Origin of the sequence: Verticiella alkaliphila (assembly GCF_018904615.1) — a bacterium.
Lineage (GTDB): Bacteria > Pseudomonadota > Gammaproteobacteria > Burkholderiales > Burkholderiaceae_B > Verticiella > Verticiella alkaliphila.
Map to the genome: position 1 here is coordinate 69,043 of NZ_JADCNH010000014.1, position 25,457 is coordinate 94,499.

The following is a 25,457-nucleotide window of genomic DNA, read 5'->3' on the forward strand; positions in this document are numbered from 1 at the left end:
AGGCCGGTCAGTGTAAAGAACGAACGGCGTTTAACGACCAATCGTTCGTTAACAAAAGTCGGTAGTTGGTGACAGGATGCAAGCACCCGGCGTGCCAAGGGCTGCGCTACAGTGTCCGCACCCCTTGGCGCGAGAGGCCGACATGGCAATTCCGTTCGACATCGTGAAAGACCTCTGGCATGGCGAAGGGCTGCCCGATGCGGCACTCGATCGCCTGACCCTCACGGGCAGCGATCCGGTGTTCCCGGCCTCTTTTGCCGTGGGCGCCGCGGCCCAGACCACCCTGGCAGCCGCCGGGCTGGCGGCCTGCGAAGTCGGGCATGCGCGCGGGGCACCGCGCCAGGCGGTGGCGGTGGACATGGCGCACGCCGCCGCCGAGAGCACCGGGCACTTTCGGCTGGATGGCGTCATGCCGAACATCTGGGATCCCATCACCGGGCTCTACCCGTGCGCGGACGGATTCGTGCGCCTCCATGCCAATTTCGCGCATCACCGGGACGGTGCGCTGCGCCTGCTTGGCTTGGCGCCGGGCGCGTCGCGACAGGACACGCAGGATGCGCTGCGCGACTGGGCCGCGCGAGACTTCGAGGCCGCGGCCGCCGCCGAAGGCCTGGTGGTGACGGCGCTGCGCAGCTTTGCCCAATGGGACGCCACGCCCCAGGGCCATGCCGTGGCCGGCCTGCCCCTCGTCCGTCTGAGCCGACTGGACGACGCCCCGGGCCTCGCCCTGCCCGCGCTGGCGCCGCAGGCGCGGCCACTCGACGGCATCCGCGTGCTGGATCTCACGCGCATCCTCGCCGGCCCCGTCGGTGGGCGCACGCTGGCCGCCCTCGGTGCGGACGTGATGCTGGTGAACTCGCCCCGCCTGCCCAACATCGGCGCCATCGCGGATACCAGCCGCGGCAAGCGTTCGGTCCACATCGACCTGCGCACCCCACAAGGCCAGGCCACGATGGACAGCCTCGTCGGTGGCGCCCACGTCTTCGTCCAGGGCTACCGGCCCGGCGGCCTGAACGACCTGGGCTTCGGACCGCACGCCGTGGCGGCCCGCCGCCCGGGCATCGTGTACGTGTCGCTCACGGCCTATGGCACCCAGGGGCCGTGGGCCACGCGGCGCGGCTTCGATTCGCTGGTGCAGACCGCCATGGGGTTCAACCACGCGGAGGGCGAGGCGGCGGGCGACGGCAAGCCCCGCCCGCTGCCGATGCAGATCCTGGATCAGGCGACCGGCTACCTGATGGCCTTCGGTGCCGCCGCCGCCCTCTTGCGCCAGCAACAGGAAGGCGGGAGCTGGCACGTCGAGGTCTCGCTGGCAGGCACGGGGCACTGGCTGCGCGGACTGGGCCGTGTTCCCGGCGGCCAGGACGCCGCGCCACCCGATCTGCTGCCCTGGCTGGGTACCTCGTTCTCCGGCTTTGGCGCGCTCACCGCCGTGCGCCCCGCGATTCAACTCGGTCGCACACCCGCGGGGTTCGTACGCCCCTCGATGCGGCCCGGAACGCATGCGCCGCGATGGTGATGGCATGTGCCCATGTCAAGGCAAACGACGCACGCTGGTGACATCGTGATGCTCGTTGGCGGCGCGGGCGCGCGCCTGTCGGCCTTACACTGACGGGTACTGTCGTGCCCCAGGCCCGCGGCTTGCTACGGCCGCGCGGCCTACGAGAAAATCATCGATGTCTCCCGCCTCTTCCCTACCTCGCTCCTTCGCTGCTTTCGCGCCTCGCCTGCGCCTTCTTGCCGCCGCTGCGGCGCTCGCCCTGCTCGCCGCCTGCGGCACCACGAGCAAGACGGGCGGTAGTTCGGGGCACGACGGACCGGGCTATCACACCGTCCAGGCCAACGAGACCCTCTCCAGCATTGCCCGTCGTTACGGGCAGCGCCCCGAAGACCTCGTGCGCTGGAACAAGCTGACCAACCCGGATCGCCTGTACGTGTCCCAGGTGCTGCAGGTGGCGGCGAATCCGCGCAGCGCGGCGCCCACGGCAACCCCGGCATCGGCCAGCACCGACGCGCCGCTGCCGCCGACGGGCAGCTCGGCGCACAGACGCGCGAGCGGCGCGACGCGCCACGGTGGGAGTGCCTGCCAATGCGCCCAGCCTGGTCTGGCCCGCCGAGGGGCCGTCCGTGCGCACGGGCAATCGTGCCGGCGTCACGATCACTGGCAGTGCCGGTGCCCCCGTGCGCGCCGCTGCCGCGGGCAATGTCGCCTACGTGGGCTCGGGCCTGCGCGGGTACGGCAACATGGTCATCATCCGCCACTCGTCAAACTTCATGACCGTGTACGCCCACAACCGCCGCCTCACGGCGCGCGAAGGCGCCAACGTGCGCCAGGGCGAGCAGATCGCCGAAATGGGCGACTCGGACAGCGACCGCGTGGGCGTGTACTTCGAAGTGCGCCACAACGGCGAGCCGATCGACCCGCTGCGCATGCTGCCCAAGCGCTGAGCGCCGGCTCGCGTAACCAGACAGGCAAAGGGCGTGGATCCTTCCGGATCCACGCCCTTTGCCCGTGCCATACGCATTATGGGCAGCCCGGCGCGCTAGAGTCAGGGCGACTTCGTTTGCGATCAGCCCTGGCTCTGCGCCATGAACTCGGCCAGCACCCGCCCCGTGTGCGAGTAACCCTGGGCCGCCATGACCTCGGTGGGCGTGCCCTGGATGACCAGGTGCCCGCCGCCCGTGCCGCCCTCCGGCCCCATGTCGAGCAGCCAGTCCGCCTCGGCGATGACGTCCAGGTTGTGCTCGATGACGACGACCGTGTTGCCAGCCTCGACCAAACGATGAAGCACGCGAATCAGCTTCTCCACGTCCGCCATCGCGAGGCCGACGGTGGGTTCGTCCAGCACGTACAAGGTGTGCGGCAGGCGCCCTGCCCGGCCCGTGCGCAGCAGGCCATCCGTCATGCGCGCCTTGGAGAGCTCGGTCACGAGCTTGATGCGCTGCGCCTCGCCGCCAGACAGCGTGGGTGACGGCTGGCCCAGGGTCAGGTAGCCCAAGCCCACGTCGCGCATCAGCTCAAGCGGGTGACGCACGGCAGGATGATTCTCGAAGAAGCCCACGGCGTCGTCCACTTCCATGGACAACACCTCGCCCACGGACTTGCCGCGCATGTGCACCGCCAGCGTCTCCGGATTGAAGCGCGCGCCACGGCAGGCGTCGCACTCCACCTTCACGTCCGGCAGGAAGTTCATCTCGATGGTGCGCATGCCCTGCCCTTCGCACACCGGGCAGCGGCCACCGCCGGTATTGAAGGAGAAGCGCGACGCGCTCCAGCCGCGCACCTTGGCTTCTGCCGTCTCGGCGAACTGCTTGCGCACGGCGTCCCAGAACCCGATGTAGGTGGCCGGGCACGAGCGCGGCGTCTTGCCGATGGGCGTCTGATCCACTTCGAGCACGCGATCGATGGCCTGCCAGCCCTCGATCCCCGCGCAACCCTGCCATTGCTTGAACCCTTCGTCCCGGGGCTGGGCCACGGCGCGCGCCAGGTTCTCGAGCACGACGTCGCGCGCGAGCGTGGACTTGCCCGAGCCGGACACGCCCGTCACCACGGTGAGACGGCCGATCGGAAAGCGCGCGTCCACGCCGGTGAGGTTGTGGCGGCGAGCCCCCTTGACGACGATGGACGGCGTGTCGTCCGCGATGGGCCGCGGCGCCTGCAGCGGATGCACGAGCGGCCTGGCGAGGTAGCGTCCGGTCGTGGACTCCTCGTTGGCCATGATGTCTTCGACCGTACCCTGGGCCACGACGCGCCCGCCTCGCACCCCGGCCCCAGGGCCGATGTCGATGACGTGGGCAGCGCGACGGATGGTGTCCTCGTCGTGTTCGACCACGACCAAGGTATTGCCATTGCCTTCGAGCCGCTGCAGCGCATCGAGCAGGATGCGGTTGTCGCGCGGGTGCAGGCCGATCGTGGGTTCGTCGAGCACGTAGCACACGCCCTGCAGGTTCGAGCCCAATTGTGCCGCCAATCGGATGCGCTGGGCTTCACCCCCGGACAGCGTGGGTGCCGCACGGTCCAGCGCGAGATAGCCCAGGCCCACCTGGTCCAGGAAATCCAGGCGGCTGCGCAGCTCGCCGAAGATGTCGCGGGCGATCTCGGCCTCGCGGCCGCTCGCATCCAGCCCCAGGAAGAAGCCGCGCGCATCGGCCACGGACCACGACGCCAGCTCGGCGATGGACCGATCGCGCCAGCGCACTGCCAGCGAGGTGCGGTTCAGGCGCTGGCCATGGCAGCTCGGGCAGGCCACGACTTCGCCTTCGTAGCCGGCGTTCCAGCCCGATTCCTCGCCCGTCTGCTCGCCGTCGAACCCGGCCAGCTTCACCCCCGTGCCGAAGCAGTCGGGGCACCAGCCGTGCTTGGAGTTGTAGGAGAACTGGCGCGGATCCGGCTCGGGAAAGCTCATCCCGCAGCACGGGCAGGCGCGCTTGACGGAGAAGACATGGTCTTCCGTCTCGTCGGCCAGGCCTTCGGCGCGGCGCATCGCGGCGGTGATGATGCCGCCGCCGGCCGGGCGCGGCGTGAGTTCGGTCACGACCGTCATCACGCCCTTGCCGTGCTCCAGCGTCTCGGCCACGGCGCGGCGCAGGTCGGCCTCGTGGTCCGCGTCGATCACCAGGTCGGCCACAGGCAGCTCGATGGTGTGCTCCTGGTAGCGGTCCAGGCGCGGCCAGGGCGAAGTGGGCGTGAAGGCACGATCCACGCGCAGGTGGGTGTAGCCCTTGCCGGATGCCCACTTGGCGAGATCGGTGTAATAGCCCTTGCGCGCCGTGACCAGCGGGGCGAGCAGGCCGATGTGCTGGCCGCGATGCTCGCGCAACAGGCGCGCGACAATGGCATCGAAGCTCTGGGCCTGCACCGGCACCTGGCAATCCGGGCAGTATTGCGTGCCCAGCTTCATGTAGAGCAGACGCAGGAAATGGTGCACTTCCGTCATCGTGGCCACGGTGGATTTGCGCCCGCCGCGGCTGGTGCGCTGCTCGATCGCCACCGTGGGCGGGATGCCGAAGATGGCGTCCACGTCCGGCTTGCCGGCCGGCTGCACGATGGAACGCGCATACGCGTTGAGCGACTCCAGGTAGCGGCGCTGGCCCTCGTTGAAGAGGATGTCGAACGCCAGCGTGGATTTGCCCGAGCCGGACACCCCGGTGATGACCGTGAAGGTGTCACGCGGGATGGTGACGTCGATGTTCTTCAGGTTGTGCTCGCGGGCGTGGCGGATCTCGATGGCGCGCGTGGCGCCACGCGCCGCGGCATAGGCCGCCGGCGATTCCTCCACGCGCAGCGTCACGGGCGCCCCCAGCGCAGCCTCGTACTCCGCGAGCGCCTGCCCCGTATAGGAGGCGGGGTTGCCCATCACGTCCTGCGGTGAACCCACCGCCACGATCTGCCCGCCGGCGTCGCCACCTTCGGGGCCCAGATCGATGAGCCAGTCCGACGCCCGGATCACGTCCAGGTTGTGCTCGATCACGACCAGCGTATGGCCGGCCGCCAGCAGCTTGCGGAAGGCGCCCATCAGGCGGGCCACGTCGTCGAAATGCAGGCCCGTGGTGGGCTCGTCGAAGAGGAAGAGGCTACCCTTTTTGGCTACCTTGGCGCTGCCGATGCCACTGCGCGCCGCTTCGGCCAAGTGGCCGGCGAGCTTCAGGCGCTGCGCTTCGCCACCGGACAAGGTGGGCACGGGCTGACCCAGGCGCACATACTCCAGGCCCACGTCCGCCAGCGGCGCGAGGCCCGTCTGCACGTCGTTGGCCTTGCCGCCGGCGGCGAAGAAGGCCAGCGCCTCGGTCACCGTCATGTCGAGCACGTCGGCGATCGACGCGGCGCGGCCGCCACGCTCGATGGTGACTTCGCGCACCTCCGGACGGAAGCGCGTGCCGTCGCAATCCGGGCAGCGCAGGTAGACGTCGGACAGGAACTGCATCTCGACGTGCTCGAAGCCCGTGCCACCGCAGGTGGGGCAACGGCCATCGCCGCTGTTGAAGCTGAAGGTGCCGGCCGTATAGCCGCGCTCCTTGGAGACCTTGGCCTGCGCGAACAGCTTGCGGATGGCATCGAAGGCACCCACGTAGCTCGCCGGGTTGGAGCGTGCCGTCTTGCCCACGGGGGATTGGTCCACCATGACCACGTCGGCCAGCCAATCGTCGCCCAGGAGGCGATCGTGCGCGCCCGGCGTCTCGGTGGGCTTGCCCTTGAGCTTGCGCAGCGCGGGGTAGAGCACGTCCTGGATGAGCGTGGATTTGCCCGAGCCGGAGACGCCGGTGATCGCCACCAGGCGGCCGAGCGGGATCTCGACGGTGACGTTGCGCAGATTGTGCTCGCGTGCGCCCTCCAGGATGAGCTTGGGGGTCTTCTCGGCGACGGGCTGCGGGCGCGGCGCCTCCACGCGCCGGCGCCCGGCGAGGTAGTCGCCGGTGAGCGTGTCAGCCGCGCGCAGGCTGGCGGGTGTGCCATTGAAGACGATGTGCCCGCCGCGCTCGCCCGGCCCCGGGCCGATGTCGATGACGCGATCGGCGGCCAGCATGACCTGCGGATCGTGTTCGACCACGACAAGCGAATTGCCCGCGTCGCGCAGGCGGTGCATCACCTCGACCACACGATGCATGTCGCGCGGGTGCAGACCGATGGACGGCTCGTCCAGCACGAAGAGCGTGTTGACGAGCGACGTGCCCAGCGCTGTGGTGAGGTTGATGCGCTGGACTTCCCCGCCCGACAGCGTGCGGCTCTGGCGATCCAGCGTGAGATAGCCCAGGCCCACGTCGCACAGGAACTTGAGCCGCGCGCGCACCTCGGTGAAGAGCAGCTCGGTGGCCGTATCCAGCGCACCATCCAGGCGCAGCCGGTCGAAGAACACGCGCACGCGCTCGATGGGCAGCTGCATCAGGTCATGGATGTGCAGGCCCGGCAGGGCTTCCAGCGTCTCGCGGCTCCAGCCCGTGTGCACGGGCTTGAAGCGCGTGTAGCGATCGTCGCCGGGCGGCAGCACGGCGTCGGCGTCTTCCTTGGTGCCCACGCGCCACAGCAGCGCGTCCGGCTTGAGCCGCGAGCCCTCGCACGTGGGACATGGCGTATACGCGCGGTACTTGGAGAGCAGCACGCGGATGTGCATCTTGTAGGACTTGCTCTCCAGCCAGTCGAAGAAGCGGCGCGCGCCGTACCACTGGTGATTCCAGTTGCTTTCCTTGCCCTGCCAGTTGGGCGTGCCCTGCAGCACCCAGTCACGCTCGCGTTGGGAGAGATCGCGCCAAGGCACGCCCAGGCGGATGTTTTCGGCCGGCGCATACTTGACCAGGTCGTCCTGGATTTCCTTGAAGCTCGGGCTTTGCCAGGGCTTGACGGCGCCTTCGCGCAGCGTCTTGCTCACGTCCGGCACGACGAGGCCGTAATCCACCCCGATCACCCGGCCAAAGCCGCGGCAGGTCTCGCAGGCGCCCAGGGGCGAGTTGAACGAGAAGGTGCTGGGAATGGGCTCGGCGTAGGACAGCCCGCTGTCCGGGTCATGCAATTGATCGCTGTAGCGCCACACGGCGGCATCCGAGCCGTCGGCCTCGCCCAGCACGCGGATGTCCACGCGCCCGGCACCCAGCCGCAGCGCGGCATCCAGGGCCTCGATGACACGGGCGCGCTCGGCGTTGCCAAAGCGGAAGCGATCCTGCACCACGTGCAGGATCACGTCGCCGGCCACCCCAGCCTTGTCCTTCTTGCCCTTGCCCTTGACGGGCTCGGCGGGTGCGGGCGCCGGCGCGGCCTCCCGGCTGTGCAGCCGGGTATAGCCCTGACGCTCCAGGAACGCGCGGATCTCGTCTTCGGTGAAATTGGCCGGCACGCGCACAGGGAAGGTCACGGCCAGCCGGGCGTCCGGGTGCTCCGCGCTGCGCGCGGCCACGTCGGCGTAGATGGTGTCGGCATCGTCCCGGCGCACCGGGCGCGCGGTCTCGCGGTCGAACAGGGTGGCGGCCCGCGCGAAGAGCAGCTTCAGGTGATCGTTCAGCTCGGTCATCGTGCCTACCGTGCTGCGCGAGCTGCGCACCGGGTTGGTCTGGTCGATGGCAATGGCGGGCGGAATGCCGTCGATACGGTCCACCTGCGGCTTGTCCATGCGGTCCAGGAACTGGCGCGCGTAGGGCGAGAAGGTCTCGACGTAGCGGCGCTGGCCCTCGGCATAGAGCGTGTCGAAGACCAGGGAGGACTTGCCCGAGCCCGACACGCCAGTGACGACGATGAGCTCGTTGGTGGGCAGGCTGAGGCTGAGGTTCTTGAGATTGTTCTGGCGGGCGCCGGTGATCTGGATGGCGGCGTCGCCGGAGGTATCGCTGGAGCGAGTCGGCATGGGCAGGCGGGACGTGTCGTGAAAGGCGGGCGCGCGGCGCACGGGGCGCTTGTGGCAAGTGGCCACACCCCTTGCAAGTGGCGCGCCAGGCCCGAGCCGGCATCCTACACCCGATTGGCGATGCTGTGTTTTTTTACAGGAGTTTTCTCATATCGCTGCGCGATGGGACATCCGAGCTATAGCCAGAGAGGCTCGCCCCACGCACAATGCCACCACGATACTGCGCCGCACGGATCAGCCAGCGACGCCTCGATGCATCATCCCCGACCTTCTGGAACCTGACCCATGCCCCCGATCGAGACTCAACAAGTCCTCACGCTGCAGACGCTGTTGCAAGATCCTGCCCTGCGCGCTGAGCTCGCACAGCAAACGACGCTCGAATCCCTGGTCGACTGCCTGTGCCACGCAGCCGAGGCCCATGGCACACCGCTGGGTCGCTCTGACGTGCTGAACGCACTCACGGCCGCTGGCGCGCCTGCCTCGATCAATGCCGCCGGCCAGGGGCCGCTGGATGACGACGCCCTTTCGGCGGTGGCGGGTGGCACCATGCCCGCCCACGCGGGAAGTGGGCTTTTCGACATCCTGTCGTCGGTCGCAAGCAAGGCCGTTCCGTACCTGCGCGGATCGCTCAACAACGTGCCGTGACGGAGCCCCTTTCCCAGCGTCTGAAGCGCGCGAACGGCGCCGCGAGCAAGGTCACGCCGGCCACCAGCAGCACCGCGGCAGCCGCGATCAGGACCGCCATGAAGGCCTGATCGAAGGCCAGCCGACCGGCCTCGACCATCGCGTGTGCCGCGGCCTGGGGCATGTATTCGGCGGCCATCAGCGCCTCATCCAGGCTGTCGCGCACAGACGCCGGCACGCCCAGCTCAGCCGGCACGACGAATGCCCGGCTGTACACGGCGGCGAGCAGGCTCCCCATCAGCGTGACGCCCATGGCACCACCCAGCTCGATCGACACCTCTTCCAGCGACGCCGCCATGCCAGCCCGCTCCGGCGGGGCGCTGTCCATGATCGTGCTGGAGGCCGCCGCGAACGCCGCGCCCACGCCCAGCCCCGCGGCGACGAGGGCGGCAAGCGAGCCCGTGCCCGGCGTGGTGTGCAGCACGGCATACACGCTGACCCCCAGGCCCGCCAACAGCAACGACCCGGTCAGCAGACGGCGGCTGCCCACCACGGGCAGCAGGCGGCCGGCCACCGGCCCGGCCACGAACGCGGCCAGCGGCAGGGGCAACAGGTACAGCCCAGCCGCCAGCGGTGACATGCCGAGCACGAGCTGCAGACGCTGCGTGAGCGCGAGCTCCACGCCCATGAGCGCGATGGCGGCGACGAGCGCGGCCACCACCGCCGCGCCGAACCCGGGCAGCCGGAAGATCGCGAGATCGATCATCGGATCGTCGCTGCGACGCTGACGCCGCGCGAAGACCACCAGGGCAAGCGCGCCGACCGCGAAGGCGAGTGCGGCAACGCCGAGCGCGGGCTCACGCTTGCCCAACTCCTTCACGGCGTAAGCCAGCCCCATGAGACCGGCCATGGCCTGCAATGAGCCGACGAGATCCCACCGCCGCGCCGGATTGCCGGGCCTGGCAGGCACCAGCCACAGCGTGGCGACGATCGCCAGCAGGACGATCGGCACGTTGATGAGGAACACCGAGCCCCACCAGAAATGTTCCAGCAATACGCCACCCACCACCGGCCCGAGCGCAGCCCCACCGGATGCCACCGAGGCCCAGATGCCAATGGCCAGGGCGCGTTCGCGCGTATCGGAAAAGCTCAACCGGATCAGCGACAGCGTGGCTGGCATCATCATGGCCGCCCCCACGGCGAGCGCGGCCCGCGCGCCGATCAACACCGCGGGCTTGGGCGCGAAGGCAGCGCCGAGCGAAGCCAGGCCGAAGACGACCAGCCCGGCCAGGAAGAGGCGCCGATGACCGAGGCGATCCCCCAGTGGCCCCATGCCCAGCAGCAACCCCGAGATCACGAGGCCATAGGCGTTGATGATCCAGAGCTTTTCCGATGCGGTGGCGTGCAGGTCGTGCGTGAGCCGTGGCAAGGCGGTGTACAACACCGTCATGTCGATGACGATGAGCAACAGGGCGCTGGAGACCGTGGCCAGCACCCACCAGCGGCGCGGATCGGGAAGCATGGTCATGATGTGTGTCGGCGCCGCTTGGCGCGCATCGAATTTTGAATACGATCGTATTTTAAAGGAGATCAGCCCGCATGGGAAGAAGTCCGGTCATCGACCGCAACCACGTGCTGGACGTATGCGAGACCCTGGTACGCACGCGCGGCATCACCGCGCTCACCATCGGGGAGGTCGCCAAGGAAGCAGGCATTTCGAAGGGGGGCGTGCAGTCCGCTTTCGGCACCAAGGATCAACTGGTGCAGGCCATGTTCGACCGCTGGAACGCCGAATTCGAGGCTGAGGTGGCGGCGCTGGCCGGCCCGCAGGCGAGCCGCGCGGCCCTGCTGCGTGCCCATATCCAGGCCACGCACCACACGGATTCATCGGAAGGGGATCGCGCCGCCGCCATGCTGACGGCGCTGCTGCAGGTGTCGTGGCAGCGCCAGGCGATGCAGCGCTGGTACCGCGAGCGGCTGGATCTGGCCGACCCGGCCACCGAGGAAGGCCGGCGCGCACGCCTGGCCTTTCTGGCGACCGAAGGCACGTTTCTGCTGCGTAGTTTCGGCTTCGTGGAGATGACCGATGCCGAATGGGACAGCGTCTTCACCGACATCGTGGCGCAGTTGCCACCCGGCCACCGCGGATAGCCCGCGCAGCGCAGTGCGCCACCGACTCGGCACACCGCACCGTGGTGTGCGTCACTCGCTGGCGACCTCACGCAGCACTTCGCGCATCGTATCGAGCAACGGCTCGGTCTGTCGCTCACGACGCCAGATCAGCCCGACCTGGCTTTTCCGCTGGATCGGCAGATCGAGAATGCTCAGGCTGCCGATCGCCGCGAAATGCAACGCAGGCCGGCGCGAGATGACGGCCAGCATCTGTCCACGTTGCAACAGGGACACCACGAGCACGGTGGAGGCTGTCTCGACCCTCATTTGCGGGTGCGGCTGGCCGGCCAGGGCCAGCTCCTGATCCAGTTCTGCGCGCAGCGGGCTGTGCGCGGGTGGACCTACCCACGGATACGCCAGCGCCTGCGCCCAGGTGACCCTCGGCCTGCCCGCCAAGGGATGGTCCGGGCCCGCCACGAGCGCGATGTTCTCCTCGTACAGCACTTCCTGAGCGACGTGCTCTCCGCCGGCGCGGTCCAGTCGCGACAGGACGAAATCCAGCTGGCCGCTTTCGAGTGCCGGAAGCAGCGTGTCCAGCGAGCCGTCGACGACCTGGATGCGAACGCGCGGCCGGCGTTGCTGGAAGCGATGGATCGCTTCGGGCAGGAGGTCAGTCAGGGCCACGGGGGTGGCGCCAATCGCCAGCATGCCCGTGCCGCCGGAGGCCATGTCCGCGAGCAGAGTTCCTGTTCGTGCCATCTCGTTCAGCACCAGACGCGCGCGGGCAATGAATGCTGCCCCGTACTCGGTCGGCGTCACGCCACGGGGTTGGCGGTGAAACAGCGGCACGCCCGTGTCGGCTTCGAGCTGGCGCAACCATTTGGATAGCGCCGGCTGAGAGATGCCCATGGCGCTTGCCGCCCGTGTCAGATTACCCGCGTCCGCAATTCTCACCAGCGTATCGAAGTGACGCAGGCTGAGCCGTCGCGTCCAGTCCATGGAAATAACCTCGAAGTTATGGTGAATGGCTGATTATTCACTTTTCGCACATGGTACCTGTCATGGAGAATCGCCCTTCGTACTGCGGAGACTCCATCGTCATGTCACGGCCCAATTTCCTGGTCTTCATCACGGATCAACAGCGCGCCGACCACCTCGGCGCCTACGGCAACACCACGGTGCATTCCCCTCACCTGGATGCATTGGCCGCACGGGCCTGGGTGGGCGAGCGCTGCTATGTCGCCTCCCCCATCTGCATGCCCAACCGCGCCTCCCTGCTCACAGGACGGCTGCCATCGGTGCATGGCGCCAGACACAATGGCATCCCGCTGCCCTTGCGCGAGACCACCTTCGTGTCACGGTTGGCCGATGCCGGGTATCGCACAGCCCTGATCGGCAAGTCGCATCTGCAGAACATGAGTGGCTTCCCGCCCAGCTGGCCACGCCCGCAGGACGCGCCGACTGAAGGCGAGGCGCGCACACCCGAACCTGGCCGCTTCGACCAGGAATGGGGGCCTGCCTGGCGCGAGCGGGCAGACCACGACATGACGCTACCGTTCTATGGGTTCCAAGACGTTCGGCTGGTGATCGATCATGGCGATACCGCAGGCGGTCACTATCGGCGCTGGCTGGAGCAGGAACACCCGGAAGTCGCCGCCGTCACGGGACAGGCGCATGCCATTCCGACACCGGACTTCGCCCTGAGTGAGGCCCGGCAGGCATGGCGTACCCGCGTGCCCGAGGCGCTGTCGACCACGAGCTGGATCGGACAGGAGACCTGTGCCCACCTGTCGCGCTATGCGCAGGGCGACGCCCCCTTCTTCCTGCAATGTTCGTTTCCGGATCCGCACCATCCCTTCACCCCGCCCGGGCGCTACTGGGACATGTTCCGTCCCGAGGACATGACGCTGCCAGCGTCTTACGGCGCAGCCCACGACGGCCCGATGCCTCACCTTGGGTGGATGCATGCGCAGCGGGACGCCGGCCGTGCCGTCAAGCACACGCCGGCGATGTTTGCCGCGACCGAGCGCGAGGTGCGCGAGCGCTCGCGCTGAACTATGGCTCGATTGCACACATCGACGACACGATTGGCAAGGTGCTCGCTCACCTGGAGACGCTCGGTCTCGCCGAGAACACGGTGGTGATCTTCACCAGCGATCACGGTGACTTTTTCGGGGATCATCAGCTTCTTTGGAAGGGCCCGTTCCACTACCAGGGCCTCACCCGCGTGCCGCTCATCTGGGCCGATCCGGGCGCGCGGCCCGGGCGCAGCCCCGCGCTGTGCTCGACCATCGACCTGGCGCCGAGCATCTTGGCCAGGGCCGGCTGCAAGCCGCCCAACGGCATGCAGGGGCAATCACTGCTCGATGCGATGGCCGGCCGCCGTGAGGCAGTGCGCGACGCAGTATTGATCGAAGAGGAGAACCAGCGCGTGCTGTTCGACTTCCCCTACCGCACCCGCATGCGCACGCTGCAGACGCACCGTTACCGCCTGAGCGTGTACGAAGGCACCGAGTGGGCTGAGCTGTATGACCTCGAGTCCGACCCCGGTGAACTGCACAACCGCTGGGAAGACAGCGCCTACCGCAGCGTACGGGAAGCCCTGATGCACACCCTGCTCAAGACCATGATCTCGCATGCGGACACCAGCCCCAATCCCACGGCGCTCGCCTGATCCGCGCTTTCATACGTACACGACAAATCCAGGAGACACCCTATGTCGAACCGCATCTTCCGCTGCCTCGCCGTCTGTGCGGCGTTGGCCGCCCCATTCGCACCTGCCACCGCCGCCACGTACCCTGACAAGCCTGTGCGAATCGTGGTGAATTTCCCCGCTGGCGGACCACTGGACGTGGTGGCACGTCTGCTCGCCAAGCAGGCAGGGGACAAGCTCGGCGGCACGGTGGTCGTCGACAACCGCGCGGGGGCGTCGGGCAACATCGGCGCCGAATCGGTCGCGCGCGCCGCGCCAGACGGCTACACGTTGCTCATGACCCTGGATACGTTGGTGACGGTCAATCCGTCGGCCTTCCGGCAGATGACGTTCGATCCCGCCACCGATCTCGTCCCGATCGGTCTGGCCGGCGAGTTCACGCAGGTGCTGGTCACCCACCCCTCTTTGCAGACGCCGGACTATGCGGCCTTCGTGACACGCGCCAAGGCGGAAGATTTGTCCTACGCCTCGGCCGGTGTCGGCTCGCCGGGGCACCTGCCCTACGAACTGCTGAAGGAAAAGGCAGGTATCCAAGGCACGCACGTCGCCTACCGCGGCAACGCACCGGCGCTCATCGACCTGGTTGGCGGGCAAGTGCCGGTGGGGTTTCTGGCGCTGCCGACCGCCCTGTCGTTCATCGAGTCGGGCAAGCTCGTCCCGCTGCTCGTCCCTGGCCAGACGCGCCAACCGTTGCTTCCCAACGTGCCGAGCGCCGCTGAGGTCGGCCTGAAAGACTTCGACGTCGGGTTCGCGTTCGTTCTGATGACGCCCAAGGGTACGCCCGAGTCCGTGCGGTCGACCTGGGAGAAGATCCTGGCGGACACCTTCGCGGATGCGTCGGTGCGCACCACCCTGGTCCCGCTGGCGATCACGCCGGTGTCCACGGATGCGGCGCGCGCCACGACCTGGCTGAAGACAGCTGCGGACCGGTGGCACACTGTGATCGAACGCGGCAACATCCGCCTCGATTGACGGCGTGGCAAGGGCGGCACATCGCCGCCCCTCGCCACACGAACGCCAGGCCGTCTGCTATTTGGAGACGGCCTTTCGCCGCGTGTCAGCGGAACACCACCGTGCGGTGCCCGTTCTGCATCACGCGATGCTCGACGTGGCTGCGCACGGCGCGCGCGAGCACGCGCGATTCGATGTCGCTGCCCACCTGGGTCAGGTCGTCCGGCGTCATGGTGTGATCGACGTGGGCGATGTCCTGCTCGATGATCGGGCCTTCGTCCAGATCCGCCGTCACGTAGTGCGCGGTGGCGCCGATGATCTTCACGCCGCGTTCATGCGCCTGGTGGTACGGGCGCGCGCCCTTGAAGCTCGGCAGGAAGCTGTGGTGGATGTTGATGGCGCGCCCGGCCAGCGCGTGGCACATGTCCGTGGACAGGATCTGCATGTAGCGCGCGAGCACCACCAGGTCCACGTCGAGTTCGTCCACGAGCGCGAGCACCTGGCGCTCCTGCTCGGCCTTGGTGGCCGGCGTCACGGGCAGATGGTGGAAGGGGATGCCGTTGGAGGCCGCCATTTCGGCATAGTCCGGGTGGTTCGACACCACGGCCACGATCTCCACCGGCAGCTGGCCGCTGCGCGCGCGGAACAGCAGGTCGTTCAGGCAGTGGCCCTGCTTGCTGACCATGATCATGACGCGGGCGCGCTCGCTGGCGTCGTGGATCTGCCAATCCATGGCGAAATCCGCGCCGAGCGTCTCGAAGCGCTGGTTCAGGGCGCCCTGCCCGAGGCCTTCCGGCGCGGAGAAATGCACGCGCAGGAAGAAGCGGCCGCTGCCCGAATCGCCGAACTGCTGGGCGTCGAGGATGTTGCAGCCCAGATCGAACAGCACACCGGAGACGCGGTGCACGATGCCGGTGGTATCCGGGCAGGACAGGGTAAGGATGTAGTCTTGGCGGGCCATGGCGGGATCAGAGGAACGACTTCAAGGGGACGGCCGGATCGGCGAGTTGCTCGCGCGGCGGATTCTTGCCCTGCTCGAGGAGCTTGCGGGCGGCGATGTGATCGATGGGGGCGTTGATGGACTCGACGCAGACCAGATGCCCCTCGGCGAAGTGCAGCACGGAGAAGCTGCCGGGCTTGGCGCCGGGCCGCAGCACGCGCTCGGTGTCGGGCGGCGCGAGGCCGGCGATCTGCAGGCGCAGCGCGCCCTGGTCGGACCAGAACCACGGCAGCGCGCCATAAGGTGCCGGCTGGCCGAGCAGCACGCTGGCCAGGGTGCGCGCCTGGTCGTTCGCGTTCTGCACGGATTCCAGGCGCAGTGTCTTGCCCCAGCGCGCATACGGGAACGAGGTGCAGTCACCGATGGCGTAGATGGCCGGATCGGCGGTGCGCATGTGGTCATCGACCACCACGCCGTTGTCGCACGCAAGACCGGCCGCCTCGGCCAGGGCCGTCTCGGGTATGGCACCGATGCCGGCCACGAGCAGATCCACGGGGTGGCGCTCGCCCTGCACGGTGACAGCGCAGATGCGATGGCCGTCGCGCTCGAAGCCATCCACGGTCACGCCCAGGCGCACGGTGACGCCAGCCTCGCGCAGCGTCTCGGCGACATGGGCGGAGGCTTCCGGCGACACGGCACGCGCCAGGAGGCGGGGAGCCGCCTCGAACACGGTCACGGGCTTGCCCAGATGGCCGGCCGTGGCCGCGATCTCCAGGCCGATGAAGCCGCCGCCCAGCACGGTGACGGAGGGCGCCGCGCCGAGCGCATCGCGCAGACGCAGCGCATCCGTGGTGTTGCGCAGGTAGACGAGGTTCTCGGTGTCTTCCGGTACGTCGGGCAGCTTGCGCGCCCGCGTGCCCGTGGCGAGCACCAGCGCGTCGTAATCCAGCGTGGCGCCGGAGGCCAAGGTCACGCGGCGCGCGGCGCGGTCAATGGCCGTCACGGCGTCGCCCAGGCGCACGTCAATGCCGGCCTCCTGATAGACGGATTCGGCACGCAGCAACTGAGGTTCGGCCGCCGGATCCTTGATGAAGGTCTTGGACAGCGGAGGACGGTGATACGGCAGGCTGGATTCCTCGCACACGAGCGTGACCTTCCCGGCGAAACTGCCCTCGATGAGGCTCGCGCACAGCTGCGCGGCCGCATGACCGCCTCCGACGATAACCACCTTCTGCATCCGACTCTCCAGGTTCTAGCGGGCGCGCAGCGCGGGCGCGGCCCGCGCACGCCGGCGGCCGTGTCATCGAGGCACGGCCAAACACACGGCGGCAAGGCAATCGAGCAGTATAAAGGCTGGCCGGGCCAGCCGCGCTGCCGGCCGAGCCACGCAGGCGCCAGTCGCGCGCTGCAGACGTCCCGGACGCTCGTCAGCCGCGCCGTTGGCGAATGCGCGTTGCCGCCCCGTTTTGCTCTACCATCACGAAAGCCATTCCTGCGGGGTGCCCTGCCCCGTCAGACCGCCGGAGGCCCCATGCCTGATCCCCTCGTCATCGCCGCGCGGGCGACCGCGACATCGCTCTGCTGCCCGGCCTGGCGAATCGCCACGGCTGCATCACCGGGGCCACCGGCACCGGCAAGACCGTGACGCTGCAGGTGATGGCCGAAGCCTTCTCCCGCATCGGCACCCCGGTGTTCCTGGTGGACGTCAAAGGCGACCTCTCCGGCATCACCCAGGCTGGCTCCGCCAATCCCAAGCTGCAGGCACGCCTGGCGAGCCTCGGCCTGCCCGAGCCGGCCTGGGGCGCGAGCCCCGCCACCTTCTGGGACGTACTGGGCGAGCAAGGCCATCCGGTGCGCGCCACCGTGTCCGACATGGGCCCGTTGCTGCTCGCGCGCATGCTGGGCCTGAACGATACGCAGCAGGGCGTGCTCTCGCTGGTGTTCCGGGTCGCCGACGAGAACGGCTGGCTGCTGCTGGACCTGAAGGATCTGCGCGCCATGCTGCACTACGTGTCGCAGAACGCCGCGGCGCTGCGCACGACGCACGGCAACGTGTCGGCGGCATCGGTGGGCGCCATCCAGCGTGGTCTGCTCGCGCTGCAGGACCAGGGCGCCGACCGCTTCTTCGGCGAGCCCATGCTCGACGTCGACGATCTCATGCAGACGCGCGACGGGCGCGGCGTGGTGAACATCCTCGCTGCGGACAAGCTCATGGCCACGCCCCGGCTCTATGGCGTCTTCCTGCTGTGGCTGCTGGCCGAGCTCTTCGAGCGCCTGCCGGAAGTGGGCGACCCGCCGCAGCCCAAGCTCGTCTTCTTCTTCGACGAGGCCCACCTTCTCTTCAAGGATGCGCCGCCCGCGCTGCTCGAGAAGATCGAGCAGGTCGTGCGCCTCATCCGCTCCAAGGGCGTGGGCGTCATCTTCGTCACGCAGAATCCCCTGGACATTCCCGACACCGTGCTCGGGCAACTGGGCAACCGCGTGCAACACGCGCTACGCGCGTTCACGCCGCGCGACCAGAAGGCCGTACGCACGGCGGCGCAGACGCTGCGGCCCAATCCCGGCCTGGATCTGGAGGCGGCGATCACGGAGCTGGGCGTGGGCGAGGCCCTCGTATCCCTGCTGGACGAAAAAGGCCGGCCAAGCGTGACCGAACGCGCCTTCATCGCACCGCCCGGCAGTCGCATCGGCCCGGCGACGCCCGACGAACGTGCGCAGGTGCGCGCGGATTCGGTGGTCGGCAGCGTCTACGACCTCGCGGTGGACCGCGAATCGGCCTACGAGATCCTGCAGCGGCGCGCGGCCGACGAGAGCCCGCCGCCTGCAGCCGGCAAGCCAATGCCCTCCGGAAGCCCCGCCCCCGCCCCGAATCCACCCAGTCCGGCAGGCACCGCAGACGGTGGCTGGATGGGCGGGCTGAGCGACCTGCTCTTCGGCTCCACCGGCCCGCGTGGCGGCAAGCGCGACGGCATCGTGCAGACGGTGGCCAAGAGCACCGCACGCTCGCTGAGCACCCAGATCGCCCGCGGCATCCTGGGTTCGCTCACCCGCAAGCGCTGAGCGCGGCCACCTCAGGCCGGCGTGGGCAGCGACGAGCCGCCGCACACGGCGATATCCTGGCCCGTGATGGGCGCAGCCGCCGGCGACAGCAGGAACGCCACCAGGGCCGCGATTTCCGCCGGCTCGATCAGCCGCCCCATCGGTGGCAGGCGCGGCAGGCTCGCCGCCCGGGCCGGATCGGCCAGCATGCCGGTGCGCGTGGCCGCGGGCGACACGACGTTGACCGTGACGCCGTGCGGCGCCAGCTCGGCCGCCCAGCTGCGTGACAACGCGATCAGCGCCGCCTTGGTGGCCGCGTACTGACTGCGGCCCGGCATGCCTTGCGACACGCGGCTGCCGACCAGCACCGCTCGGCCGTGGCCGCGCTCGGCCATCGCCGGCAGCCAGGCATTGGCCAGGCGCTCGGCGGCCGCCACGTGCAGACGCCACATGAGTTCGCCGCCACGTGCATCCAGCGCGCCCAGGGCACCGACCCGCAGCACCCCGGCCGCATGCACGAAGGCATCCGGCACCCCGATCACCTGCGCCGCCGCGTCGATGCTGGCGGCGTCGGTCAGATCGACCGGCCGATGCGAGAAGCCGGCATGCGCCAGCGTGGGCGGCGCCACGTCCAGCCCGGTCACGCGCCAGCCGTCGCCCAGCAGCCGCTCGGCGATGGCCCGCCCGATGCCGGCGCTCGCGCCGGTGACGACGGCAACGCCGGGCACGGGCTCAGTCGACACGAATGTTGCCCTCGGTGATGATCTTCTGCGAGATCCCCATGTCCTGCTTCTGGAAGGCCTTGAAGTCGTCCACGCTGCCCGGCGTCATGAGCAGACCCTGCGCCTGCAGCGTGGTCGCCATGTCACCCTTCAATGCCGTGTTGACCGCCCCGTTGAGCTTCTCGACGATCTCGGGCGCGAGCCCTTTCGGACCCCACAGCCCGTACCAGCTGTAGAACTCATACCCGGGCACGGTCTCGGCCACCGTCGGCACATCCGGCAGCGTCGGCACGCGGTCCTTGGACGTCACGGCCACGATGCGCAGCATGCCACTCTGGTGATACGACATCGCGCCCAGGATCGGATCAATGAAACCGTCGATGCGCCCGCCCACCAGATCCTGGAAGGCCGGGGCCGTGCCCTTGTACGGAATGATGAGGTAGTCCAGCTTGCCCGCGCGCTTGAGCAGCTCGGTCGAGAGGTGGCCCGCTGAGCCGATCGAGCCCACGGCGAACGTGAGCTTGCCCGGGTTGGCCTGACCATATTTGATCAGCGAAGCCACGTCCTTGATCGGCAGATCCTTGTTGATCGACACCGAGAGCGGCGCCTTGGCCACCAGCGCCACGGGCGCGAAGTCGTTCTCGACGCTGTAAGGCGCGGTCTTCATCGTCATCGGCGCGGACGTGAAGGTCGACGCGCTGAACAGCAGGGTGTAGCCATCCGCGGCCGACTTGGCCACGGCATCGGCACCGATCATGCCATTGGCGCCTGGCCGATTCTCGACCATGACGTTCTGGCCGAGATCCTCGGAAAGCTTCTGCGCCAGCATGCGCCCCACCACGTCGAGCGTGCCGCCCGGCGGGAAGGGGATGATCATGCGGATGGGACGATCGGGATAGGTGGCCGCCAGCGTAGGTGCGGCAGCGACCAGGGCGCATGCCGCCACGGCAGCGCTCAGAAAGCGACGTTTGTTCATGCGAGTCTCCGGTTCTTCTTATGTGTCAGAAATGCGGTGCCGGCCCCAGCGTTCCTTCGTCCTGCGCGCGCCCCGGTCCCCGGGCCGGATGCCTGACCCGGGGCGCGTTCTGCGATCAGCGGCGCAGCAGGCCGGCTTGCGCCACGGCGTCGCGCAAGGCTTGCATTTCTCGCTCGTTCGGCGCTTCCGTGGGCGGGCGCACCGTGTCCGAATCCAGCACGCCGGCGAGGTACATGCCGGTCTTCATGCGGGCGTGAGCTTCGCCCGTGGGCTCGCCGCCGCCATAGACGGCGTCCTTCAACGGCGTGATCACGGCCTGGATGGCCTGGGCCTGGCGCAGGTCGCCCGCCTTCACGGCATTCCACAGGTCGATGATGAGCTGCGGAATGAACGTGGCAAAGCCCACCAGCGCGCCGTCCACGCCCTGCACCATCGAGGCAAGCAGGTACTCGTCGTGGCAGGTCAGGATGGCCTTGCTCGGATCCGCGTCACGGATGGCCTGGATGTCACGCGCGTACTTGTTCATGTCGCGCTGACCCACCTTGAAAGCCTGCACGTAAGGCAGACGGGCCAGGTCAGCAAGCAGCTGCGAGCTGTAGGAGGCGCGCGTCCAGGCTGGGTAGACGTGGCAGACCAGATCGAGTTCGGGCGCGGCCTTGTGGATCGCCTCGAAGTAGGCCAGCGCGTGACCGGACGTGAAGCCAAAGCGCAGCCAGTGGTGGGGCGGCATGACGTCCAGCGCCTTGGCGCCGGCAGCCTGGGCAGCGCGGGCGTGTTCCGCGGCTTCGGCCAGACCTTCGCACACGATGGACGACACCACCGGCAGCGCGCCCTTGAGCTCGTCCGCGACGATGCGGGTGACTTCCGCACGCTCGGCGGGGGTCAGCGAGAACACCTCGCCGGTATGGCCGTTGGTCATGACGGCCACGACACCGTCGTGCCCGGCGAGCCAAGTCGCCAGGCGACGCAAGGCCGGCTCGTCGATGCGGTGATCCGGGGTGAAGGGGCAGGAAATGGCGGGGATGATTCCGCGATAATTGTCGATGCTCGGCATGGTGATGTCTCCGTGGGGGTTGGCGGCGATGGGCCTCGCGCAGCCGTTGAACCGCATGATTCCCGCGCCGGCCCCGAGCGTCCAATACTCGATTCGCATACAACTATTCACGAGGAGCGCCGCCATGGGCCCAGGCAACCGTCCACTCGATCTGGACTGGCTCGAAGATTTCATGGCGCTCGCCGACAGCGGCAACTTCTCGCGGGCAGCCACCGTGCGGGCGATCGCCCAGCCCGCCTTCAGCCGTCACATCCGTTCCTTGGAGACCTGGGTGGGCGTCGATCTCGTCGATCGCAGCAGTCATCCCACCGAACTCACAGCTGCCGGGCAAAAATTCCACGGCCTCGCCGCCGACATCCTGGCTGCGCTCGAGGCCGCCCGCATCAAGGCCTGCGCGGCCCAGGCCGAAGCGGCCGCCAGTCTGCGCTTTGCCGTCACGCATGTGCTCTCGCTCACGTTCTTTCCGCAATGGTTGACGACGCTCGAGGGCGGCGAAGGCACGGGGCCCATCCACCTGATGTCCGACAGCCTGCAGGCCTGCGAAGACCTGTTCATGCAACGCCGCGTCCAGTTCCTGCTGTGCCATGCGCACCCGGCCGTACCCAACAAGGCCGATGAGCTGGGGCTGCCCTCGCGCGTCCTGGCGCACGACACGCTCGTGCCCGTGGCCGCGCCACCCGCCCCAGGCCAGCCGCCGATCCTGCTGGAGGACAGCAACCTCGCCGCGCAGCCCCTGCTCGGTTACAGCGAGGCCTCGGCCCTGGGACGCATCCTGCGCCACCAATTGCTGGCGCGCCGCGAGGTGAGCGAAGTCTTCACGGCGCACCATGCGCTGCTGCTCAAGGCGATGGTGCTGCAGGGACGCGGCATGGCCTGGCTGCCGCACAGTCTGGTGCGCACTGAGCTCGACGAGGGGCGCCTGCGATCCGCAGGCGAAGACGCGTGGGCCGTGCCCGTGCAGATCCGCCTGTACCGCCAGCCGACGGAACTGGCGCCCGCCGCCGAAGGGCTCTGGCAGCGGCTGTCCGACACGCCGGTCTGAGGCGCGCCAGGCGGTTTTGCCACAGCCGGCGACCTTTTGTACGATGAAGGCCTCGACGACGAACGTGCCAAGAGAGCACGGGAGGAGCGAACCAAGCCTTCATTGCCATGATGTCCTGCCATGCCCACCGGTTCGGCGGTTTCCTGCTGGGAGCCGCCCTGCTCGCCACCGCCACGCCAGCGGTGGCCGCCCCGTGGCGCCTGGGCGTGGACTACGCACTCGAAGGCACGCTGCGTGATGCGGAGACGTCCGATCACGTACTGAACGGCATCCTGCGCACCCGCATCGGTTCGCCCTGGGGCGAATTCGTGCAATCGGGCTACTCCCGCTACGACTCGGGCCTGGGCGAGCGCCAGGCCTGGCGCGGCGAGACCTACTGGCGCTACCAGCACGCCGCAAGCGGCCTCACCTATCGGCTCGGGGATTTCCGCGCGGGCACGAGCGTCGGCTGGATCCGGTCGTATGACGTGACCGGGGTCCAGATCCGGCGACGCGCCGGGCGTGTCGCCATGGACACCATCGAAGCCATCACCCCGGACCCGGGCCTCCTGCGCAACGTGGATCCGAACGCCTGGAATTGGGATGCCATCCCCGCCCTGCCCGGCGCGGGGGCCGCCGACGTCCTGCGCCAGGGCGTGACCGAATATGGCGCCCAGTCCGGCTATCTGCAGCTCAATCGAGGCTCCGCCGAGTCGCAGTACGCCGATACCCCCACGGTGTCCGCCGGCCTGCGCTATGGCGTGTTCGATCAGCTCACTGCCGAGACCTACGTGGAATCCAGCGACAGCCTGGTGCACCAGGGCGCCGGCGTGATCGGTGACCTGGGGAGTCTGGGGCAAGTCGGGCTCGCCGCCTCGTTCAGTCGCGATGGCCTGGGCCGCGGCAACCAGGTGATGGCCACGTATCGCGGCAGCCTGGGCCCGCTGGATTACTTTGCCGGCACGCAGCGGCGCACGAGCGGCTTCAACGATGCGTTGAGCCTCGCCCGCCAGCAACTCGGGCGCGAGCGGACGGATCACGGCCGCATCGATACCGTTGGCGTGTCGCTCGCCATGCCCCAGGCGCGCAGCACCTTGCGCGTCACCTACGTCCGCCTGAGCCCGGAAGACCTGGGCTCGACGCATGATGACGCGTCGCGCCTGCTCAACGTGGGCCACGCGACACAGGTCGGCCGGCGCCTGTCCTGGTACACCAGCGCCTACACCGATCTGGATCACGCCTCGGACTTCGGCCTGTACGTGGGCGTGCGCCTGCCACTGGGGCCCGTGGCCCGCGCGGGTCCGCAGCCCCTGTTCGATTTCGGCCCCGGCATCGACCAGCGGGCCACGTCGTCGGCCACCGTGCGCGGCGCCGGCTCGTTTCGGGTCGACGAGGGCGTGCGCGTGGAGGCGGGGCTGTCCGAGACCTACGCGCGCGAATCCACGATTTGGTGACGCGCGCCGCGCCAGACGCCCTTGCTGCCGTCAGAACGGATAGTGCCTCGGTGCCGTCTGCAGCGTGATCCAGCGCAGTTCCGTGAAGGCGTCGATACCGGCACGGCCGCCGAAGCGGCCATAGCCCGAATCCTTCACGCCGCCAAAGGGCATGTGAGCCTCGTCATGCACCGTGGGACCATTCACATGGCAGATGCCGGCCTGGATGCGGTTGGCCACGCGCCAGCCGCGTGCCGTGTCCTTCGTGAAGACGGCCGAGGACAAGCCAAAGGCATTGTCGTTGGCGCAGGCCACCGCCGCCTCCTCGCCCTGCACGCGCACGATGGCCTTGACCGGGGCGAACGTTTCTTCGTGATAGATGCGCATGTCAGCCGTGACGCCGTCCAGCAGGGTGGCGGCCATCAGCGTGTTCTCGGCCTTGCCCCCGCAGACCAGGCGCGCACCCTTGGCGAGCGCATCGTCGATCAGCGCGTTGCAATGTTCCACCGTGGCCTGATCCACCACCGAGCCCAATACGACGGGCCCCTGGCGCGGATCGCCCAGCGGCAGGGCTTGGGCGCGCGCCGCCAGCCGTGCGACGAAGTCGTCGGCAATGCTCTCGTCCACCACGATGCGCTCGGTGGACATGCAGATCTGGCCGGAATTGGCGAACGCGCCGAAGATCGTGCCGTTCACGGCGGCATCCAGGTCTGCATCGTCCAGCACCAGGAGCGGTGCCTTGCCGCCCAGCTCCAGCACCACCTGCTTCAGATGCTCGGCGCAGGTGTGCGCGATGATCCGGCCCACGCGGGTGGAGCCCGTGAAATTCACGCGGCGCACCGCCGGGTGCGCGACCATGGCCTCGACCACGGCGCCCGCATCGGCCGGCGCATTCGTGATGAAGTTGACGACGCCAGCCGGCAGGCCCGCGTCCTGCAGCGCATCGATGATGAGCCCGTGCGTGGCCGGGCACAGCTCGGAGCCCTTGAGCACCACGGTGTTGCCGCAGGCGAGCGGCGTGGCGACGGCACGCACCCCCAGGATCACGGGGGCGTTCCAGGGCGCAATGCCCAGCACGACGCCGGCCGGCTGACGCACGCCCATGGCAAGGCTGCCCGGCACATTCGACGGGATGACCTCACCGCCCACCAGCGTGGTGATGGCCGCCGCTTCGCGCAGCATGTCGGCCGCCAGATGCACGTTGAAGCCCGCCCACAGGCCCGACGCGCCGGTCTCGCCGGCCATCGCCGTGGCAAAGGCCTCCGTGCGGGATTCCAGCGCATCGGCCGCCTTCATCAGCAAGGCGCGTCGCTCGCCGGGCCCCAGGGCCGCCCACGCCGGAAAGGCGTCGGCCGCGGCCTGCACGGCGGCGACGGCATCCTCGGCAGTCGCCGCTGGCGCTCGCGTGGCCACCCCGCCGTCGAGCGGGTTGCGACGTTCGAAGGTGGCGCCGTTCGACGCAGGGCGGCGCTCGCCGCCCATCAACATCTGGATCTGGTTCATTCCGTTCTCCTCAGAAGGTCGGCCGTCGCGCAGCGTCCG

The 25,457-nt window shown here is 68.9% G+C and carries 15 protein-coding genes and 3 pseudogenes; 9 read left to right on the top strand and 9 right to left on the bottom strand.

Going from position 1 to position 25,457, the window contains the following annotated elements:
- The first annotated feature begins 142 nt into the window (after positions 1-142).
- Complete coding sequence (locus IMZ29_RS11330) at positions 143-1,519, top strand: CoA transferase (RefSeq protein WP_216183785.1); 1,377 nt, start codon at positions 143-145, stop codon at positions 1,517-1,519.
- A 157-nt stretch (positions 1,520-1,676) separates the two neighbouring features.
- Positions 1,677-2,448: pseudogene (locus tag IMZ29_RS23310) on the top strand (peptidoglycan DD-metalloendopeptidase family protein).
- Between the two features lie 122 nt (positions 2,449-2,570).
- Here the strand turns inward: IMZ29_RS23310 and uvrA are convergent.
- Complete coding sequence (gene uvrA / locus IMZ29_RS11340; protein ID WP_216183787.1) at positions 2,571-8,330, bottom strand: excinuclease ABC subunit UvrA; 5,760 nt, start codon at positions 8,328-8,330, stop codon at positions 2,571-2,573.
- A gap of 285 nt (positions 8,331-8,615) precedes the next feature.
- On the opposite strand from uvrA, the gene IMZ29_RS11345 reads away from it, so the two are divergent.
- Positions 8,616-8,975 carry a hypothetical protein gene (locus tag IMZ29_RS11345; RefSeq protein ID WP_216183789.1) on the top strand — a complete coding sequence of 120 codons (360 nt, stop codon included), beginning with the start codon at positions 8,616-8,618 and terminating at the stop codon, positions 8,973-8,975.
- Here the strand turns inward: IMZ29_RS11345 and IMZ29_RS11350 are convergent.
- Positions 8,959-10,482, bottom strand: coding sequence for an MFS transporter (locus IMZ29_RS11350; RefSeq protein ID WP_216183791.1), 1,524 nt, complete (start codon positions 10,480-10,482; stop codon positions 8,959-8,961). The two genes, IMZ29_RS11345 and IMZ29_RS11350, sit on opposite strands and share 17 nt — an antisense overlap.
- Before the next feature lie 71 nt (positions 10,483-10,553).
- On the opposite strand from IMZ29_RS11350, the gene IMZ29_RS11355 reads away from it, so the two are divergent.
- Entirely contained in the window at positions 10,554-11,105 is a 552-nt protein-coding gene (locus tag IMZ29_RS11355; RefSeq protein WP_216183793.1) for a TetR/AcrR family transcriptional regulator, read from the top strand.
- A 51-nt stretch (positions 11,106-11,156) separates the two neighbouring features.
- Here the strand turns inward: IMZ29_RS11355 and IMZ29_RS11360 are convergent, their stop codons facing one another.
- Complete coding sequence (locus tag IMZ29_RS11360) at positions 11,157-12,065, bottom strand: LysR family transcriptional regulator (RefSeq protein WP_216183795.1); 909 nt, start codon at positions 12,063-12,065, stop codon at positions 11,157-11,159.
- 101 nt (positions 12,066-12,166) lie between these two features.
- Here IMZ29_RS11360 and IMZ29_RS11365 point away from each other — a divergent pair.
- Both IMZ29_RS11365 and IMZ29_RS11370 read left to right on the top strand, forming a co-directional pair.
- Positions 12,167-13,740, top strand: a pseudogene (locus IMZ29_RS11365) (sulfatase family protein).
- 42 nt (positions 13,741-13,782) lie between these two features.
- Positions 13,783-14,751 carry a Bug family tripartite tricarboxylate transporter substrate binding protein gene (locus tag IMZ29_RS11370; protein ID WP_216183797.1) on the top strand — a complete coding sequence of 323 codons (969 nt, stop codon included), beginning with the start codon at positions 13,783-13,785 and terminating at the stop codon, positions 14,749-14,751.
- A gap of 85 nt (positions 14,752-14,836) precedes the next feature.
- Here the strand turns inward: IMZ29_RS11370 and purU are convergent, their stop codons facing one another.
- Positions 14,837-15,691: a formyltetrahydrofolate deformylase gene (purU, locus tag IMZ29_RS11375; protein WP_216183799.1), complete on the bottom strand. Its 855-nt coding sequence runs from the start codon at positions 15,689-15,691 to the stop codon at positions 14,837-14,839.
- Between the two features lie 7 nt (positions 15,692-15,698).
- Positions 15,699-16,907: an NAD(P)/FAD-dependent oxidoreductase gene (locus tag IMZ29_RS11380; RefSeq protein WP_216183802.1), complete on the bottom strand. Its 1,209-nt coding sequence runs from the start codon at positions 16,905-16,907 to the stop codon at positions 15,699-15,701.
- Between the two features lie 294 nt (positions 16,908-17,201).
- Between IMZ29_RS11380 and IMZ29_RS11385 the strand changes: the two are divergent.
- A pseudogene (locus IMZ29_RS11385) lies at positions 17,202-18,730 on the top strand (helicase HerA-like domain-containing protein).
- Positions 18,731-18,741: 11 nt separating this feature from the next.
- Here IMZ29_RS11385 and IMZ29_RS11390 read toward each other — a convergent pair.
- The 3 genes from IMZ29_RS11390 to IMZ29_RS11400 form a co-directional block, all read right to left on the bottom strand.
- Complete coding sequence (locus IMZ29_RS11390; RefSeq protein WP_216183803.1) at positions 18,742-19,452, bottom strand: SDR family NAD(P)-dependent oxidoreductase; 711 nt, start codon at positions 19,450-19,452, stop codon at positions 18,742-18,744.
- Complete coding sequence (locus IMZ29_RS11395; protein WP_216183805.1) at positions 19,442-20,407, bottom strand: Bug family tripartite tricarboxylate transporter substrate binding protein; 966 nt, start codon at positions 20,405-20,407, stop codon at positions 19,442-19,444. Before IMZ29_RS11395 ends, IMZ29_RS11390 begins: the two co-directional genes overlap by 11 nt.
- A 115-nt stretch (positions 20,408-20,522) precedes the next feature.
- The gene (locus IMZ29_RS11400; RefSeq protein WP_216183807.1) at positions 20,523-21,461 is read right to left on the bottom strand and encodes a dihydrodipicolinate synthase family protein; all 939 of its coding nucleotides are present in this window, start codon (positions 21,459-21,461) and stop codon (positions 20,523-20,525) included.
- 124 nt (positions 21,462-21,585) lie between these two features.
- Between IMZ29_RS11400 and IMZ29_RS11405 the strand changes: the two genes are divergently transcribed.
- Entirely contained in the window at positions 21,586-22,503 is a 918-nt protein-coding gene (locus IMZ29_RS11405) for a LysR substrate-binding domain-containing protein (RefSeq protein WP_216183809.1), read from the top strand.
- A 107-nt stretch (positions 22,504-22,610) separates the two neighbouring features.
- Positions 22,611-23,936: a fimbria/pilus outer membrane usher protein gene (locus IMZ29_RS11410; RefSeq protein WP_216183811.1), complete on the top strand. Its 1,326-nt coding sequence runs from the start codon at positions 22,611-22,613 to the stop codon at positions 23,934-23,936.
- Between the two features lie 30 nt (positions 23,937-23,966).
- Here the strand turns inward: IMZ29_RS11410 and IMZ29_RS11415 are convergent, their stop codons facing one another.
- Positions 23,967-25,418: an aldehyde dehydrogenase gene (locus tag IMZ29_RS11415; RefSeq protein WP_216183812.1), complete on the bottom strand. Its 1,452-nt coding sequence runs from the start codon at positions 25,416-25,418 to the stop codon at positions 23,967-23,969.
- Positions 25,419-25,457: the final 39 nt, after the last annotated feature.